Genomic DNA, 15,995 nt, shown 5'->3' with positions numbered 1-15,995 from the left:
GAGGTGGCACCCCCTGGAAATCCAGGAGCACGGCGTCGGAGGCCTCCGGCAGACTCGGCGGCATGGACATCACGATCCGGCCCGCGGACCCCGCCGAATACGAAGCGCTCGGCGAGATCACCGCCCGGGCCTACCTCCAGGACGGCCTCCTCGACTACGGCGAGGGCGACGAGTACCTGCCCGTGCTGAAGGACGTGGCGAGCCGGGCGGTCGCCGCCGAGGTGCTCGTGGCCGTGGACGGCGAACGACTCCTCGGCGGAGTCACCTTCGTCGCCGGCCCCGGCCCCGTCGCCGACATCGCCCGCCCCGGCGAGGCCGAGATCAGGGCGCTCGCGGTCGCGCACGAGGCCCGCGGCCGAGGCACCGGCGAGGCCCTCGTGCGCGCCTGCGTCGACCGCGCGCGGGCCACGGAGGGCTGCACGGCCGTCGTCCTGTCGAGCCAGCGGAGCATGCACACCGCCCACCGGATCTACGAACGCCTCGGCTTCGTCCGCACACCCGAGCGGGACTGGAATCCCGTGCCGCACCTGGACGACATCACCCTCCTCACCTACGAGCTGACACTCCGACACCACCGCGACACAACATGTGGGGGTGACACCGCGACCCGGCACTAGATGTATGCTCATGCTCGCTGTCGCCGCAGGGGAATCCGGTGCGAATCCGGAACTGTCCCGCAACGGTGTACTTGTGCATGTTCGTGCACAGGAGTCAGTCCGAGGACCTGCCGACAGCACGCCCGGCCGTCCGGCCCGGGTGTTCTGACGTCCGGGCCTCGTGGAGTGGGCCGGGGACGCGACACGCGTGCGTGCGCTCGTGTGCTGCCTCCTGCCCTCCGCCAGGCCCCGTGCCGAGCGAGGGAGAGCCCCACGTGACCATCGCGCCAGCCGAACCGGCTTCAGCGACCATCTCTGTGGACGAGGACGGTCCCGGCACCGCGTTGCTGCGGACCCTGACCGGGCTGACCGCCGACCTCCCCGACACCGACCCCGGCCGGGTCGCCGCCGCCGCGCTGCGCGGCCGGTCCGCGCGGGCCGACGAGTCGGAGTTGCGCGAGCTGGCCACCGAGGCGGCCGCCGGCCTCATCTCCGAGGACCCCGCCTACTCCCGGCTCGCCGCCCGGCTGCTGACGATCTCGATCCGCGCCGAGGCCGCCTCGCAGGGCGTGACGTCCTTCACCGAGTCCGTCGCCGTCGGCCACCGCGAGGGCCTCATCGCCGACCGCACCGCCGAGTTCGCGCGCCTGCACGCGGCCCGCCTGGACGCCCTGGTCGACCCGGACGCCGACGACCGCTTCGGCTACTTCGGCCTGCGCACCCTGCACAGCCGTTACCTGCTCCGGCACCCGATCACCCGCAAGGTCATCGAGACCCCCCAGCACTTCATGCTCCGCGTCGCCGCCGGCCTGGCGGATGACACTGTGTTCAATTCGAAGACGGACGTCCGCGCCCTGGACGAAGTCGCCGCGCTCTACGGGCTCATGAGCCGGCTCGACTACCTCCCCTCCTCCCCCACCCTCTTCAACTCCGGTACCCGGCACCCCCAGATGTCGTCCTGCTACCTCCTCGACTCCCCGAAGGACGAGCTGGACTCCATCTACGACCGCTACCACCAGGTGGCCCGGCTCTCGAAGCACGCCGGCGGCATCGGTCTTTCGTACAGCCGGATCCGGTCCCGGGGGTCCCTCATCCGCGGCACCAACGGGCACTCCAACGGCATCGTGCCGTTCCTGAAGACCCTGGACGCCTCGGTGGCCGCGGTGAACCAGGGCGGCCGGCGCAAGGGCGCGGCCGCGGTCTACCTGGAGACCTGGCACTCCGACATCGAGGAGTTCCTGGAGCTGCGCGACAACACCGGTGAGGACGCCCGGCGTACGCACAACCTGAACCTCGCGCACTGGGTCCCGGACGAGTTCATGCGCCGGGTGAACGCCGACGGGCAGTGGTCCCTGTTCTCCCCGGCCGACGTGCCGGAGCTGGTGGACCTGTGGGGCGACGAGTTCGACGCGGCCTACCGCAAGGCCGAGGCCGAGGGGCTCGCGCGCAAGACCATCCCGGCCCGTGACCTGTACGGCCGGATGATGCGCACCCTCGCGCAGACCGGTAACGGCTGGATGACCTTCAAGGACGCGGCGAACCGGACCGCGAACCAGACGGCCACCCCCGGCCATGTCGTCCACTCCTCCAACCTCTGCACGGAGATCCTGGAGGTCACGGACGACGGCGAGACGGCGGTCTGCAACCTGGGCTCCGTGAACCTCGGCGCGTTCGTCGACACGGCGGCCGGCGACATCGACTGGGAGCGGCTGGACGAGACCGTCCGTACCGCCGTCACCTTCCTCGACCGGGTCGTCGACATCAACTTCTACCCGACCGAGCAGGCGGGCCGCTCCAACGCCAAGTGGCGTCCCGTCGGCCTCGGTGCCATGGGTCTCCAGGACGTCTTCTTCAAACTGCGGCTGCCCTTCGACTCCGCCGAGGCCAAGGCGCTCTCCACCCGGATCGCCGAACGGATCATGCTCGCCGCGTACGAGGCCTCCGCCGACCTCGCCGAGCGCGGCGGCCCGCTGCCGGCCTGGGAGAAGACCCGCACCGCCCGGGGCGTGCTGCACCCCGACCACTACGGCGTCGAGTTCACCTGGCCGGAGCGCTGGGCGGCGCTGCGCGCGCGGATCGCGACGACCGGCCTGCGCAACAGCCTGCTGCTGGCCATCGCGCCCACCGCCACCATCGCGTCGATCGCGGGTGTCTACGAGTGCATCGAGCCGCAGGTCTCGAACCTCTTCAAGCGCGAGACGCTGTCCGGTGAGTTCCTCCAGGTCAACTCCTACCTGGTGCAGGAGCTCAAGGACCTGGGCGTCTGGGACGCCCGCACCCGGGAGGCGCTGCGCGAGGCCAACGGCTCGGTGCAGGACTTCGCGTGGATCCCGGCGGACGTACGGTCGCTGTACCGCACGGCGTGGGAGATCCCGCAGCGCGGTCTGATCGACATGGCCGCGGCCCGTACCCCGTACCTGGACCAGGCCCAGTCCCTGAACCTGTTCCTGGAGACGCCGACCATCGGCAAGCTCTCCTCGATGTACGCGTACGCCTGGAAGTCGGGCCTGAAGACGACGTACTACCTGCGCTCGCGCCCGGCGACCCGGATCGCCCGCGCCGCGCAGGCCCAAGCCACCGTTCCCGCCCAGCAGACGGCTCCCGAAGACGCGGTCGCCTGCTCCCTGGAAAACCCCGAGTCCTGCGAGGCCTGCCAGTAATGACCACCCAGCACAAGAACCTGCTCGACCCGGGCTTCGAGCTGACTCTCCGTCCGATGCGCTACCCGGACTTCTACGAGCGCTACCGGGACGCCATCAAGAACACCTGGACCGTCGAGGAGGTCGACCTCCACTCGGACGTCGCCGACCTCGCCAAGCTCAGCCCCTCCGAGCAGCACCTGATCGGCCGGCTCGTCGCCTTCTTCGCGACCGGTGACTCGATCGTGGCGAACAACCTGGTGCTGACGCTGTACAAGCACATCAACTCCCCCGAGGCCCGGCTGTACCTGAGCCGCCAGCTGTTCGAGGAGGCCGTGCACGTCCAGTTCTACCTGACCCTCCTGGACACCTACCTCCCCGACCCGGAGGACCGCACGGCCGCGTTCGCCGCGGTGGAGAACATCGCCTCCATCCGCGAGAAGGCCGAGTTCTGCTTCAAGTGGATGGACTCGGTGGAGAACCTGGACCGCCTGGAGTCCAAGGCCGACCGGCGCCGCTTCCTGCTCAACCTGATCTGCTTCGCCGCGTGCATCGAGGGCCTGTTCTTCTACGGCGCCTTCGCGTACGTCTACTGGTTCCGCAGCCGGGGTCTGCTGCACGGTCTCGCCACGGGCACCAACTGGGTGTTCCGTGACGAGACGATGCACATGAGCTTCGCGTTCGACGTGGTCGACACGGTCCGCAAGGAGGAACCGGAGCTCTTCGACGACGAGCTTCAGCAGCAGGTCACCGACATGCTGCGGGAGGCCGTCGAGGCGGAGCTGCAGTTCGCCCGTGACCTGTGCGGTGACGGCCTGCCCGGCATGAACACCGACTCGATGCGCCAGTACCTGGAGTGCGTCGCCGACCAGCGGCTCGGCCGCCTCGGCTTCGCTCCGGTGTACGGCTCGGAGAACCCGTTCTCCTTCATGGAGCTGCAGGGCGTTCAGGAGCTGACGAACTTCTTCGAGCGGCGTCCGTCCGCGTACCAGGTCGCGGTGGAGGGCACCGTGGACCTGGACGAGGACTTCTGAGCCTTCTGGGTCTCCCGCTCCCCGCGGTCCTCGTGGGCCTCCCTGATCTGCCGGTCGATGCGCCTGTCGCGCAGGACGCCGAGCACGGACGGGAGGGCCATGAGGACCAGGATGCCGAGGACCAGGACCATTCCGACGAGACCTTCGATCTGGTTTCCGTTCATGGACACCACTCTCGCGCCGAATGCTCCTTACCGTGAGTGGCAGCACTGCCACACACCCTCGAATTACTGCCAGTGGCGAGGCACACTGGCAGCATGCTGAAAAACGTGGCCGCAGTGCTGCTGGACGGTGTGCACCCCTTCGAGCTGGGGGTGGTCTGCGAGGTCTTCGGCCTCGACCGCTCCGACGAGGGGCTGCCGGTGTACGACTTCGCGGTGGTCTCGGCGGAGGGGCCGTCGCTCGGCACCCATGTGCCGGGCCTGACGGTCTCCACGCCGTACGGCCTGGACCGGCTGGACGAGGCCGATCTGATCGCGGTACCGGCCTCGGACTCCAATGTCGAGCGGGACTACCCGCCCGAACTGCTCGACGCGCTGCGCCGGGCGGTGGACCGGGGCGCCCGGGTGCTCAGCGTGTGTTCCGGCGTCTTCGTGCTTGGCGCGGCCGGGCTGCTGGACGGGCGGCGGTGCGCCGTGCACTGGCGGCACGCGCGGCTGCTGGCCCGCCGTTTCCCGCGCACCCGGGTCGAGCCGGACGTGCTGTACGTCGACGAGGACCCGGTGATCACCTCGGCGGGCACCGCGGCCGGTATCGACGCCTGTCTGCACATCGTCCGCAAGGAGCAGGGGCCCGAGGTCGCCAAGAAGATCGCCCGGCGGATGGTGGTGCCCCCGCACCGGGACGGCGGCCAGGCCCAGTACATCGAGCGCCCGCTGCCGGAGGGCCCCTGCGACACGGTCGGCGAGGTGCTGACCTGGATGGCGGAGCATCTCGACCAGGAGGTCACCGTCGAGCAGCTGGCCGCCCGCGCCCTGATGGCCCCGCGCACCTTCGCCCGCCGCTTCCAGCAGGAGACCGGCACCACGCCGTACCGCTGGATCCTGCGGCAACGGGTGCTGCTGGCCCAGGAGTTGCTGGAAGGGACCGACGAGACGATGGACGCCGTCGCGGACCGCACCGGCTTCGGTACGGCGGCCGCGCTGCGGCACCAGTTCGTGAAGGAGCTGGGCACCACACCGAACGCCTACCGGCGCGCGTTCCGGGGCCCGGAGGCCGCCTGAGCGCGCGCCGGTATCAGGAGTCACCCGCCGGCCGGCAGGTCACCAGGGCACGGGCGTGAGCAGCAGCCGGTGCGGCCGCAGCGTGATGCCCACCCGGGTGGCGTCGTTGGACCCGGGAACCTGTTCGAAGCGGTACCTGGCACACAACGCCGCCGTGATCAGGCTGAGTTGGGTCATGGAGAAGTGGTCGCTGGGGCACTTGCGGTTGCCGACGCTGAAGGGGCTCATGGCGTACTTCGGCACCTCCTGGGCCCGCTCCGGAAGCCAGCGGTCCGGGTCGAAGTCGAGGTGCGCGTCGTACGAGTCGGCATCGCGCTGGATGGCGTAGGGGCTGTAGACGATGTCGGCCCCCGCCGGAATGCGATAGCCGCCGAGCTCGGTGTCGGTCTTGGCGCGCCGCGTCAATATCCATACGGCGGGCCGCAAACGCATCGCCTCGACGACGACATTGTTGGTGTGCGTGAGCCGCCGAACGTGCTCGAATCCAACCGGTCGGCCTCCTGTCACGGATTCGACCTCGGTCCGTACCTTCTCGGCCTGTTCCGGGTGTTCGGCGAGGACCTGGAGCAGCCACATGATCGTGGACGCGACAGTTTCGCTGCCGGGGGTGAGTATCGCGACGACCTGGTCGTGGATCTCCTGTTCCCCGATGGGCTCGCCATTCTCGTCGTTCGCCGCCAGCAATGCTGTCAGCAAATCGTCCGGCTTTTGACCAGATGCCCGGCGCTCGGCGACGATCTCGTCGACGAGGAGATGCAAATCGGCCAGCGCCCGGTTGAATTCGCGGTTGGCCGGCAGTGGCAGCCGGTAGAGCGGACCGAGTGGTACGACCATCCGCCGGTACATACCGCGGAAGACGCTCGCGAGGTCGACACTCAGCCGCTCGGCGCGCTCGTCCATGTACTCGCCGCGCAGCAGGCAGCGGGCGGCGATGCGGACGGCGACCCGGAAGGACTCCGAGGTGCAGTCGACGGTGGAGCCGGGCTGCCAGCGCTCGGTCAGCGCGTGTGCCTCCTCCTCCATGATCGGTCCGTAGTCGGGGATCGCGGAGAGGTTGAAGGCGGGCTGGATGGTGCGGCGCTGGCGGCGGTGGCGGGGGCCGTTGGCGGTGGCCACGCCCTCCTTGCCGAGCAGTCCCTCCAGGGACTCCCAGAGCGGGCCGGCGATGATGAAGTCGGGGTTGAGGGCGAGGGCCCCGGTGAGCGCCGGGGTGGTGACGGCGTACACCTCCTTGGGGCCGAGGCGCAGGCGCACCATGTCGCCGTCGGCGCGCAACCGCGACATGAAGGCCAGCGGGTCGCGGACCAGCTGCCAGCCGTGGCCGAGCATCGGCACACCGCCGCCGGCGAGGGGCGGTTCGCGCAGTTCACCGCGTTCGGAAGGCTCCGCGGTCGCGGGCTTCACGGACTCGACGGTCATTTCTCACCTGCCGCTTCGTTGTTGACGTACGGGGGCGTGGACCGGTCGTCCCAGCTGTCGACCATGTACCGGCCGGATTCGTGGTGGAACCAGTAGACGGAACTGAACCAGTTCCGCATATTGGCGACACAGGCCAGGACCGCGACACCGAGTTCCTTTCCGTGCACGGTGCCGTCATCGAGCTGTTCGGCGAATCGTTGAGCGGTCCGCTCGGCGGCCAGGAATTCGCTAATGCATTCCTCGACGCGTCGCCTGACTTCTTCGACCGCCTGTTCCAGGCTCATCCCCTCGTGGGTGACGAGACTTATTCCCAGATTGTGCACCTCATTGCCCGCTATTTCCTTGGGCAGCGAGCAGAGGTCGTTGTACCAGGCGGCGAATTCCTGGCTGAGCAGCGCCGGACGCCGATACGCCGGATTCTTGCGCACGGCGTCCGGGAGTTCAGCCCCTGCGCTCGGCTCAAGCAGATCCGTCCATATCCAGTGGGCGAAGGTGAGGCGCCGCAGGGCGAGGTATTCCTCGACCCCCGGAATGTATCCCGTGGTGCGGTTCCGGTACTCGCGGTCGTACGCCTCGATCACGTCGTGGAAGTGCCGGGCGAACCGCCGGTTCCAGGTCCCCGGCAGGAACGAGTACAACCGCGCGACACTGTCCGCGAACCCCGCGACCAAGGTGTCCGGGTGGTGCAGATGGTGCAGGGGGGCGTCGAGGGCCGTATGCAAACGGAACCTCAGCCGCCGCCAGTCGGCCGACCGGCCGTGCACCACGTCACGGTCGTGCCGGTCGTCCCAGACGAAGAACCACGCGCTGTAGTCGCATATCGCCTGGATCACCTCGTCGGAGGCGCCCAGGTAGTACCCGGCCATCAGGTCGGTGTAGCAAAGGCCGTCGGCATATTCCTGCACCTTGTCCGCCGGCATCAGCCGCTTTTCCAGCAGCCAGAGGCGGGTCTTCTCCTGGAGCTGCGGCCAATACGGATGCAGTTGCCGAGGAAACTCGGCCTCGATGACGGGCAGGGCGAGTTGTGGTGGAACCGCGATCGCCGTCGGCGTCGATGTGGTGCTGTGTGAGAAAGCGTGCACGAACAAACCCCTCTCAGCCGCCAGGTGCGCACGCCCCTCCCGCTGTGCCGGGCGTGCGCCGTTGCGTATCCCCGCACTTCCCATTCAGCACCACAACTGACCGGTCTGGGAACGGATTTGCTCCATTCACTACCCCGCTATGCCGAGAATCTCCCCTTGTGTGACTGATTAGGGATCGCTAGGGGCGCACAAAGGCTCGAATGTACGACGGACAGGTGAGCGAGTCTGACCGAACATGACGAACGCCTGGCCGGGGCAGTCCCGACCAGGCGTCACAACAGCCCTTGTCCGTCTCAGTCGTTGGCGACCACGGGGTAGCGGGGCTCGTTCTCGGCCATCTGCCGCAGGGCGTCCTTGCGCTCCCGCTTGGAGAGCCGGTCGATGTACAGGTACCCGTACAGGTGATCGGTCTCGTGCTGCAAACACCGAGCGAAGTAGCCGGTGCCGCGTACCTTGATCGGGTTGCCCTGCTCGTCCTGCCCGGTGACCTCGGCGTAGTCGGGCCGGGCGAGCGGGGCGTAGGCGGTGGGCACCGACAGGCAGCCCTCGTTGCTGTCGTCCAGCCGTCGCTTGTCCGCCGGCAGGTCGACCAGCTTCGGGTTGCACACCACACCGACGTGCCGGGCGCCCTCGTCGTCCTGGCAGTCGTAGACGAAGACCTTCAGATCGACGCCGATCTGGTTGGCGGCGAGGCCGACGCCCTCGGCGGTCCGCTGGCTGGCGAACATGTCGGCGACCAGCTGTGCCAGCTCGTCCCCGAACTCGGTGACGTCCTTGCACTCCTTGTGCAGCACCGGGTTCCCGACGACGGTGATGGGCCGCGAGGTCCCCCGCGCACGCCAGGCGTTCTCGCGCTCCTCGGTCCCCTCGGTGTCGACGACGAACCCGTCGTCATCCACGGGGAGCACGCCCACGTGCTGCTGATCGGTGTCCTGCTGCGCCATGACCGACGTAAGCCTTCCTAGGTAAAACGGGGGTGATGTTGCTGATACAGGGTACGTGGATCCGCCCCGTCAGGGGCGCGCCCCAAAGGGGCGCGGGGCTGTATCCGATATGCGGCTACCGCCGCGTGGGCGCCACCACCCCACCCAGCCGAACCCGAAGCACGGCCTTCAGCAGACCTCTTCCAGATCCCGCCAATCCCGGGAGTCAGGGCTGTCCGCGACCCACCCGTCCAGCAACCCCCTCACCAGCGCGGCCGGCGCAGCCACCCCGCACTCCCGCTCCGGCACCCACAGCTGCCCGTCCGTCCGGTGCCCCAGCGGCCCCGGATGCCCCGGCTCACTGTGGTCGTGGGGATCCAGATGCACCCCGTCGCCCTCGTCCGACGGCATCCGCGACTCGGAGCACATCCGGCACAGCAGCCGCACCGACGACGACCAGTCCTCCGCCGCGAACCCGGCGTCCCCGGCTAGCTGCTCCAGCGCGTCCCGGTCCGCCTCCGTCGCCGCCTCCAGCAGCACCACCCAGGTCGGCACCGGCGACGGCGCCCACAGCTCGATCTCGTCGAAGACGGGGTACGCATGCCCGGTCACCGTGGTCCGCTCGCCGTGCGGCACGCCGTCGTGCAGCACGACCTCGCCCCAGCGCCGCCCGGACGACGGCAGCGGAATCGACTGCACCTCGATGCGGGCGGGGTCCAGCCGCCGCCCCCACACCACCTCGGCCTCCCCCTCCGGGGACAGCCGTACGGCGGCGCTGCCGAGGTCCATCCCGGCCGGCTCACCGGACACCGTGGCGCCGCCGGGCACCCGCAGCCCGTACGCCTGCCAGGCCCGCCGGGCCAGCGGCCAGTCCTGCAGCGCGGTCGCGGCGATGCCCACGTTCCACCAGTCGGGCGCCCCGGTCTCCCGGTCGAGGAGGGCCACCGCCCGCAGGCCGGCCGCCCGCGCCTGCTCCCAGTCGTGCCGGAACTTGTGCAGCAGGGCGAGGTTGAACCAGGACTCGGACAGCCAGGGTTCCAGGTCGGCGGCACGTGTGAGCAGTTCGCCCGCGTCCTCGTACCGGCCGTCGCCGATCAGCGTGAACGCGCGATCGGTGGCCTGCCGCCAGGAGGCGGAGGGCCGGTGCCGTCCCTTGCCGAAGATCCTCACGATTCCCGCCTGCCAGTTCCATTTCCGCACAGTGGGCTGGCTTGTGCCCCCGGACATCACCCTCTCCTTCGCATCCAACCACGTACGACGGGAGGGCCGCTCATTACCCATGGGTTACCCAGCCGCGCGCAAGGTCAGACAGTCCCTGGAGAGTACGCGCGCAAGGCACTCCACGACCTCGGGAGCGTAGTCCCCGGCGGTGGCCAGCCGTAACTCCTCCAGCGCGGTCAGCGGCCCGCCGGGCCCGGAATCCCGGGCCTTCTCCTCGTACGCGTTGACGACCCGCACGATCCGGGCGGCGAGCGGCTGCTCCCGGTACGGATCTGCCTGCCGCTCCACGACCACGGCGACCGCCGCGTCCACCCCGGTCTGCCGTACGACGGCGCCTCCGAGCAGTGCTATTCGCCGCTGCTCCGCCGCCGGCAGTCCGGCGGTGGCCCCGGCGGGCACCGGGTCGACGAGACTGAGCTGGCCGATGTCGTGCATCAACGCCGCGTACTCCAGCACGGTGAGCTCCGCTTGGGACAGCCCCAGGTCACGCCCGACGGACTGGCTCAGCGTGGCGACCCGGCGGGCGTGCCCGGCCGGGGTGTACCCCGCTATCTCGGTGGCACGGGCGAGGGAGGCGATGGTCTGCCGGTAGGTGGCCCGGACGGCCGCGTACCGGCGCAGGGACAGCTGGGTGAGGAGGAGGGGCAGACAGAAGACGGGCAGCGCCCAGAGGCCGACGACGGCGACGGCCAGCGCCATCACCGCTCCGGTGGCACAGACGGCGGACCCGATGCCGAGCAGTCCGCGCTGCTCGTCCCGCAGCAACGGCCCGAACGGCCATCCGGTGCGGGAGTGCGCCTGCGCGGCGGCGAGCACGGCGTCGCACAGCGCGGTGAGCACCAGCAGCGCGACCAGCAGCAGCGCGTACGCCGGTCCGCCCCACTGCGCCAACACGCCTCTGCTGTAGAGGGGTTGGAAGCAGACGGCGGCGAAGCCGACGGTGAGCACGCGGCGGGCGAGGTGGTCGAGGGTGGGCCGGCGCCCGCCGGCTATGTGGGGCACGCTGCCGAGCAGGGAGGCCACGCAGACGACGGTGACGACCTGAAAGGCCCCGTCGTGGGTTGCGGCCCCGCCGTCGGCACCGAGCAGGGCGTAGGCGAGCCCCCCGGCAGCCGCGAGCGGAGCGGCCTCCCGAGCCTCGGCACCGCTCCGGCGGCTGAGCTCCCCGACGGCGACGAGGCCCCCGAAGGCGAGCGCGATCCTCCGGTCCGCGAGCCCTTCCCAGAGCGTGCCGCCGAGGGACCCGAGCGCGAGAACCAGCGCGGCGGCCCGGATGCCCCACAGGGCGGCGGGAGGACAGACCCGAAACCCCGCAGCCGCCCCGCCAAAGCCAAACCCACCCCCCTGAATCCCAACAAATCCCCCACCACCACGCCCTACACCACCGGCCCCGGACGGGGGAGCCGCCGAGCTGCGGCTCGGTGGGTTTGTGGGGCTTGGCGGTGGAGCGGTGGGGGTGGGGGTTGTGTGGCCTGGGGGGCGCGGCGGGTCGTCGGGAGTCATGGGGTGCTCCGGCCTACGCTCTGGGCCTCGCTTCTCGGCCGGCTGGACACCGCTGGGTCGGGTGGGACGTCGTCGGCGGTCACCGCGGGGTGCCAGCCCTGTTTGGCCAGCGCTTGGACCAGGGCGTCGACGGCACCCGCGTCGAACTGCCGACCGGCGCAGCGTCGTAATTCCTCCACCGCCACCCCCACCGGCCGGGCCCGGCTGTAGGAGCGCGTCGAGGTCATCGCGTCGAACGCGTCGGCGACGGCCACCACGCGGGCCGACTCGGGAATCTGACTGCCGACCAGACCGTAGGGGTAGCCGCTGCCGTCGATGCGCTCGTGGTGGTGGAGGATCGCCGCCCGGGCCTCGCCGAGGAAGGAGATCCCGCGCACCATCTCATGGCCGTACTCGGGATGGAGTTCGATGATCCGCCGTTCCTCCGGGGTGAGCGGCCCGTCCTTGCGGAGCAGGCGGGTCGGGACGCCCAGTTTCCCCACGTCGTGCAGGATCCCGGCGAAGCGGAGCACCTCGACCCGCTCGTCGTCCATGCCCAGCTCGCGCGCGATCATCACGGAGGCCTGTCCGACTCGTTCGGAGTGCCCGCGGGTGTAGCCGTCCTTGATGTCGACGGCCTGCACGAGCGCGCGGATGGTGGCCTGGTGGGCGGCCCGTTCCCGGTGGTACTGGGCGAACACCCACCAGGACACGCACATCGGCAGCAGGACGAGCAGCGCGGCGACCGGACCGAAGGGACTGCGCCACAGCACCGCCATCATCAGCCCGGCGAGCCCGTGCACCCCGATCGGCCCGAGGGAGCGGGAGAGCAGACCGCGCCAGGCCCGTCGTACGGGCACGCGCTCCGCGAGGGCCAGGATCCCGCCGTCCAGCAGGGCGAGCACCCCGCAGAACGCCAGGACCGCCGCCGCGCACGGCAGCAGCGCGTAAGGGAAGTCGCAGTCCACGACGGAGTCCCGGCCGCCCAGGGCCCAATGGACCCGCCCCGCGCCCCACACGGCGAGCGCCAGCTCGGCGGCCCGCCAGACCCTCCGCAGCCCCTGCGGCCGCTGCTCGACGTGCGAGAGCAGCGCACCCGGCAGCGGTACGAGCGCCGCGGCCGGCGGTGGCAGCAGGAAGGCACCCGCGAGCAGCACCGGGTAGAAGATGCCGCCGAGCCGCCGTCGAAGGACGTGCTCGCAGCCCGCGTACAGCGCGGCCAGCAGGGCCACCGCCCACCAGGGCGTACGCAGGGCCGGCAGCGGTAGCAGACAGCACAGGGCGCCGAGGGCGACACAGGTCACGTACGCGCGCGCCCGTGCCGGAACCGCCTCCATCTCGCCCCTCCCCCGACCATGCCTGTCCAGGCTCCGGAGCCTAGGCGGGAGCCGGAGGGTCCGGGGGTTATGACCGGAGGATTAGCACATTCGGGTGACGGGCCACCGGAGGCGGCAACGCCCGGCGAGCAGCGCTCAGCTCTCCTGCGGAGCGACCGGGGCGCTCTGTGTGACCGACGTGGTCTGGGTGGCCGTGACGTCGTGCTCCGGGACGGCCTGGCCGGAGCGGATCAGGTCCAGCCGCCCCAGCACCTTGGCCCGCAGGTCGCTGGGCACGTCGTCATGGCCGCAGCACCGCTTGACCAGCTTCTTCACGGCCTGCTCCAGCCCGTACTTCTCCAGGCAGGGCGAGCACTCGTCGAAGTGCTGCTTGAACTTGACGCGATCGACGTCCGGCATCTCACTGTCGAGGAACTCGTACAGATGATCGAGTACCTCGCCGCAGTCCGTCTCGTGCGGCTCTCCGCAGCTCATGAGCCCGAGCCTTTCGCTTCGTTCGACTCCCCGGCGCCGGCCGGGACGAGCCCGCGCTCACGCGCGTAGTCCTCCAGCATGCCGCGCAGTTGACGGCGGCCCCGGTGCAGCCGGGACATCACCGTACCGATGGGTGTCCCCATGATGTCCGCGATCTCCTTGTACGCAAAGCCCTCTACGTCGGCAAGGTAGACGGCGATGCGGAATTCCTCGGGGATCGCCTGCAGCGCCGACTTCACATCCGAGTCGGGCAGGTGGTCGAGCGCCTGCGACTCCGCGGAGCGCAGACCGGTCGACATGTGCGACTCGGCGCGGGCAAGCTGCCAGTCCTCGATCTCCTCGGCCGCGGAGCGCTGGGGTTCACGCTGCTTCTTGCGGTACGAGTTGATGAAGGTGTTGGTGAGAATGCGGTACAGCCACGCCTTGAGGTTGGTGCCCTCACGGAACTGGTGGAAGGACGCGTACGCCTTGGCGTACGTCTCCTGCACCAGGTCCTCGGCGTCGGCCGGGTTGCGGGTCATGCGCAGCGCGGCCGAGTACATCTGGTCGAGGAATTCCAGCGCGTCCCGCTCGAAGCGCGCGGTGCGCTCCGAGGTCGACTCCGCGCTCGTGCCCCGGCCCTCGGGCAGCTCCGCCTGGCCGTTGTCGGTCCCTGCGTCGGTCCCAGTGACCGGACCCACCTCCTCAAGATCCAGGGCAGGACCGAAACCGATCCCACTCGACTCGGAGGATAGAACACGACCCGTGCCTGCCGCCGCTCGAATAGGAGCGGTCTTGGCCGCGTGCAGCACTGTCCAGTCCAGGTCAGCGCTGCTGTTGCGGCTCGGGCAGATGGTCGAACCCATGCGGCGGACTTCCTCTCCTTCGGCGTCGGCGCTGGTGCCCCAGCACTTCTGTCGGCATCAACAGTGGTCCGTCGCGCAACATTCCCAGGCGTCACCCGAGGGCCGCGGTCCACCCGAGGACCGCGTCCGTGATGATTGCCACTACCTGGTCCGGCTTGATGTCCGCCCTCTTGGGCACCGCGAATCCATGATCGGCGCCCGGCACCTCGACCAGTCGGTAGTCGCCCGCCGGGAACTCGGCCGGCCTGCCGAACGGGTCGTTTCCGCCCTGGACGACGAGGGTGGGCACCCCGGCTGCCAGCAGCTCCTCGGCCCGCGACTTCTCCGGCCTGCCCGGGGGGTGCAGCGGAAAACTGAGGGCGAGGACGGCGGCGGCGCCCAGCTCCGTGGCCGTACGGCAGGCGACCCGGGCTCCGGCGCTGCGCCCGCCGGACACCACCGGCAGCCCCGGCGCGGCGAGCGCGGGCCACACGCCCCGCCAGCCCACGTCGAGCGTCCTGGGCGCCGGGGCGACCTTCCTGCCGGCCACCCGCCAGGGCTGCTCCACGAGTGCGACGGTCACGCCGTGCTCCGGCAGCACCGCGGCGAGGGCCTGGAGGTCACGGGCCTCGATGCCGCCGCCCGCCCCATGGCTCACGGCGAGCACCAGCCGCGCCTTCTCGGCCTCGTACCAGGTGATGCGGGCGTCCCCCGCCTCCGTACCGACGATCTTCGAAGTGGTCACGGCAGCAGGCTAGAAGAGCGGGGGCTAGAAGAGTGTGCTCTCTTCCGGTGCCTCCAGCTCCGTCAGCAGCTCCGGCCCGTTGTTGCGGACGTTGCTGACGGCCGTGGCGACCGGGTAGGCCCGCATCAGGCCCTCGGGCGGCGGGGCGAGCAGCGAGCGCAGGTCCTCGACGTCCGTGCGGGCCGGGTCGAGCCAGGCGTCCCAGCGGTCCGGGGTCAGCATCAGCGGCATCCGGGGGTGGATGTCGGACAGCGACCGCGGGCCCTCGGCGGGCGCTACCGCCAGCGGCGAGGTCTCCGCCTCCGTGGTGATCACCGAACAGGTCACCCACCAGGCCAGCGGATGATCGTCGGGCAGCGTGCGGTCCCGCCAGAACTCGTACAGCCCGGCCATGGCGAACACCGAGCCGTCGGCGGGCAGGACGAAGTACGGTTGCTTGCGCGGCCGTTTCTTCCTGCCCTCGACCTCCAACTCCCGCTCCTCCGCGGCGGTGACCCACTCGTAGTAGCCGTCGGCGGGCAGGATGCAGCGGCGGGCGGCGAAGGCGCGGCGGTACGACGGCTTCTCGTGCACGGTCTCGGCGCGCGCGTTGATCATCCGGGCGCCGCCCTCGGGCGACTTGGCCCAGGAGGGCACCAGGCCCCACTTGAGCCTGCGCAGCTGACGGACCGGCCGCTTGTCGTCCGCGTCCTTCAGGGGCCGGTCCAGAACCGCGTAGACCTCCTTGGTGGGGGCCACGTTGTAGTCGGGCGCCAGAGTCTCCTCGGGCTCCCACTTCTCGACCTCGAAGATTCCGGCCAGGTCCTCGGGCCCACGACTCGACGCGTACCGTCCGCACATCTTCACAACCCTACATTTCACGCCCCGGGCCGAAGCCGGGACGGCGGAATCAACGCCCGGCGCGCCCAACCACCCGCGCCCGCCCGGTCGTTCCGCGACCGTGCGCACGCCGCGTCACGCACGCCGCGTCACCCCGGCACGGCGGACCGGCGGACC

Annotated in this window: 15 protein-coding genes and 1 riboswitch; of the genes, 4 read left to right on the top strand and 11 right to left on the bottom strand. The window is 70.4% G+C overall.

Annotation, left to right across the window (positions count from 1 at the left end):
- Positions 1–62 precede the first annotated feature (62 nt).
- The 3 genes from ACZ5K7_RS37040 (at position 63) to ACZ5K7_RS37030 (ending at position 4,269) form a co-directional block, all read left to right on the top strand.
- Positions 63–617 (top strand): GNAT family N-acetyltransferase, encoded by a 555-nt coding sequence (locus ACZ5K7_RS37040; protein ID WP_351704938.1) that lies wholly within the window; start codon positions 63–65, stop codon positions 615–617.
- A gap of 4 nt (positions 618–621) precedes the next feature.
- A riboswitch (cobalamin riboswitch) is annotated at positions 622–746 on the top strand.
- Between the two features lie 125 nt (positions 747–871).
- Complete coding sequence (locus ACZ5K7_RS37035; protein ID WP_468920848.1) at positions 872–3,256, top strand: ribonucleoside-diphosphate reductase subunit alpha; 2,385 nt, start codon at positions 872–874, stop codon at positions 3,254–3,256.
- Positions 3,256–4,269, top strand: coding sequence for a ribonucleotide-diphosphate reductase subunit beta (locus ACZ5K7_RS37030; RefSeq protein WP_351704932.1), 1,014 nt, complete (start codon positions 3,256–3,258; stop codon positions 4,267–4,269). Before ACZ5K7_RS37035 ends, ACZ5K7_RS37030 begins: the two co-directional genes overlap by 1 nt.
- On the opposite strand, the gene ACZ5K7_RS37025 is transcribed toward ACZ5K7_RS37030, so the two are convergent.
- Entirely contained in the window at positions 4,182–4,433 is a 252-nt protein-coding gene (locus ACZ5K7_RS37025) for a hypothetical protein (protein WP_351704929.1), read from the bottom strand. The two genes, ACZ5K7_RS37030 and ACZ5K7_RS37025, sit on opposite strands and share 88 nt — an antisense overlap.
- A gap of 93 nt (positions 4,434–4,526) precedes the next feature.
- Between ACZ5K7_RS37025 and ACZ5K7_RS37020 the strand changes: the two genes are divergently transcribed.
- Complete coding sequence (locus ACZ5K7_RS37020) at positions 4,527–5,492, top strand: helix-turn-helix domain-containing protein (protein ID WP_468920845.1); 966 nt, start codon at positions 4,527–4,529, stop codon at positions 5,490–5,492.
- Between the two features lie 39 nt (positions 5,493–5,531).
- Here ACZ5K7_RS37020 and ACZ5K7_RS37015 read toward each other — a convergent pair whose 3' ends face one another.
- The 10 genes from ACZ5K7_RS37015 to ACZ5K7_RS36970 form a co-directional block, all read right to left on the bottom strand.
- Positions 5,532–6,911, bottom strand: a complete 1,380-nt coding sequence (locus tag ACZ5K7_RS37015) for a bifunctional albaflavenone monooxygenase/terpene synthase (protein ID WP_468920843.1) — start codon at positions 6,909–6,911, stop codon at positions 5,532–5,534.
- Entirely contained in the window at positions 6,908–7,993 is a 1,086-nt protein-coding gene (gene cyc1, locus ACZ5K7_RS37010) for an epi-isozizaene synthase (RefSeq protein WP_468920956.1), read from the bottom strand. Before cyc1 ends, ACZ5K7_RS37015 begins: the two co-directional genes overlap by 4 nt.
- A gap of 293 nt (positions 7,994–8,286) precedes the next feature.
- The gene (gene def / locus ACZ5K7_RS37005; RefSeq protein ID WP_351704917.1) at positions 8,287–8,937 is read right to left on the bottom strand and encodes a peptide deformylase; all 651 of its coding nucleotides are present in this window, start codon (positions 8,935–8,937) and stop codon (positions 8,287–8,289) included.
- A gap of 168 nt (positions 8,938–9,105) precedes the next feature.
- Positions 9,106–10,086: a hypothetical protein gene (locus ACZ5K7_RS37000; RefSeq protein ID WP_351705247.1), complete on the bottom strand. Its 981-nt coding sequence runs from the start codon at positions 10,084–10,086 to the stop codon at positions 9,106–9,108.
- Positions 10,087–10,200: 114 nt separating this feature from the next.
- Positions 10,201–11,421, bottom strand: coding sequence for an HD-GYP domain-containing protein (locus ACZ5K7_RS36995; protein ID WP_351705244.1), 1,221 nt, complete (start codon positions 11,419–11,421; stop codon positions 10,201–10,203).
- A 215-nt stretch (positions 11,422–11,636) separates the two neighbouring features.
- Complete coding sequence (locus tag ACZ5K7_RS36990) at positions 11,637–12,956, bottom strand: HD-GYP domain-containing protein (RefSeq protein WP_351704914.1); 1,320 nt, start codon at positions 12,954–12,956, stop codon at positions 11,637–11,639.
- Positions 12,957–13,091: 135 nt separating this feature from the next.
- Positions 13,092–13,430 carry a mycothiol system anti-sigma-R factor gene (gene rsrA / locus ACZ5K7_RS36985; protein WP_351704911.1) on the bottom strand — a complete coding sequence of 113 codons (339 nt, stop codon included), beginning with the start codon at positions 13,428–13,430 and terminating at the stop codon, positions 13,092–13,094.
- Positions 13,427–14,110 (bottom strand): RNA polymerase sigma factor SigR, encoded by a 684-nt coding sequence (gene sigR / locus ACZ5K7_RS36980; protein ID WP_351704908.1) that lies wholly within the window; start codon positions 14,108–14,110, stop codon positions 13,427–13,429. Before sigR ends, rsrA begins: the two co-directional genes overlap by 4 nt.
- A gap of 256 nt (positions 14,111–14,366) precedes the next feature.
- Positions 14,367–14,999: an alpha/beta hydrolase family protein gene (locus ACZ5K7_RS36975; protein ID WP_468920837.1), complete on the bottom strand. Its 633-nt coding sequence runs from the start codon at positions 14,997–14,999 to the stop codon at positions 14,367–14,369.
- Between the two features lie 24 nt (positions 15,000–15,023).
- A complete protein-coding gene (locus tag ACZ5K7_RS36970; RefSeq protein WP_351704902.1) occupies positions 15,024–15,839 on the bottom strand; it encodes an SOS response-associated peptidase in 816 nt (271 codons plus the stop codon).
- Between the last annotated feature and the right edge of the window lie 156 nt (positions 15,840–15,995).

This window comes from Streptomyces sp. NPDC031497 (assembly GCF_055580905.1).
The sequence above is the reverse complement of the archived record's forward strand: the minus strand, read 5'-3'. Positions and strand labels throughout refer to the sequence as shown.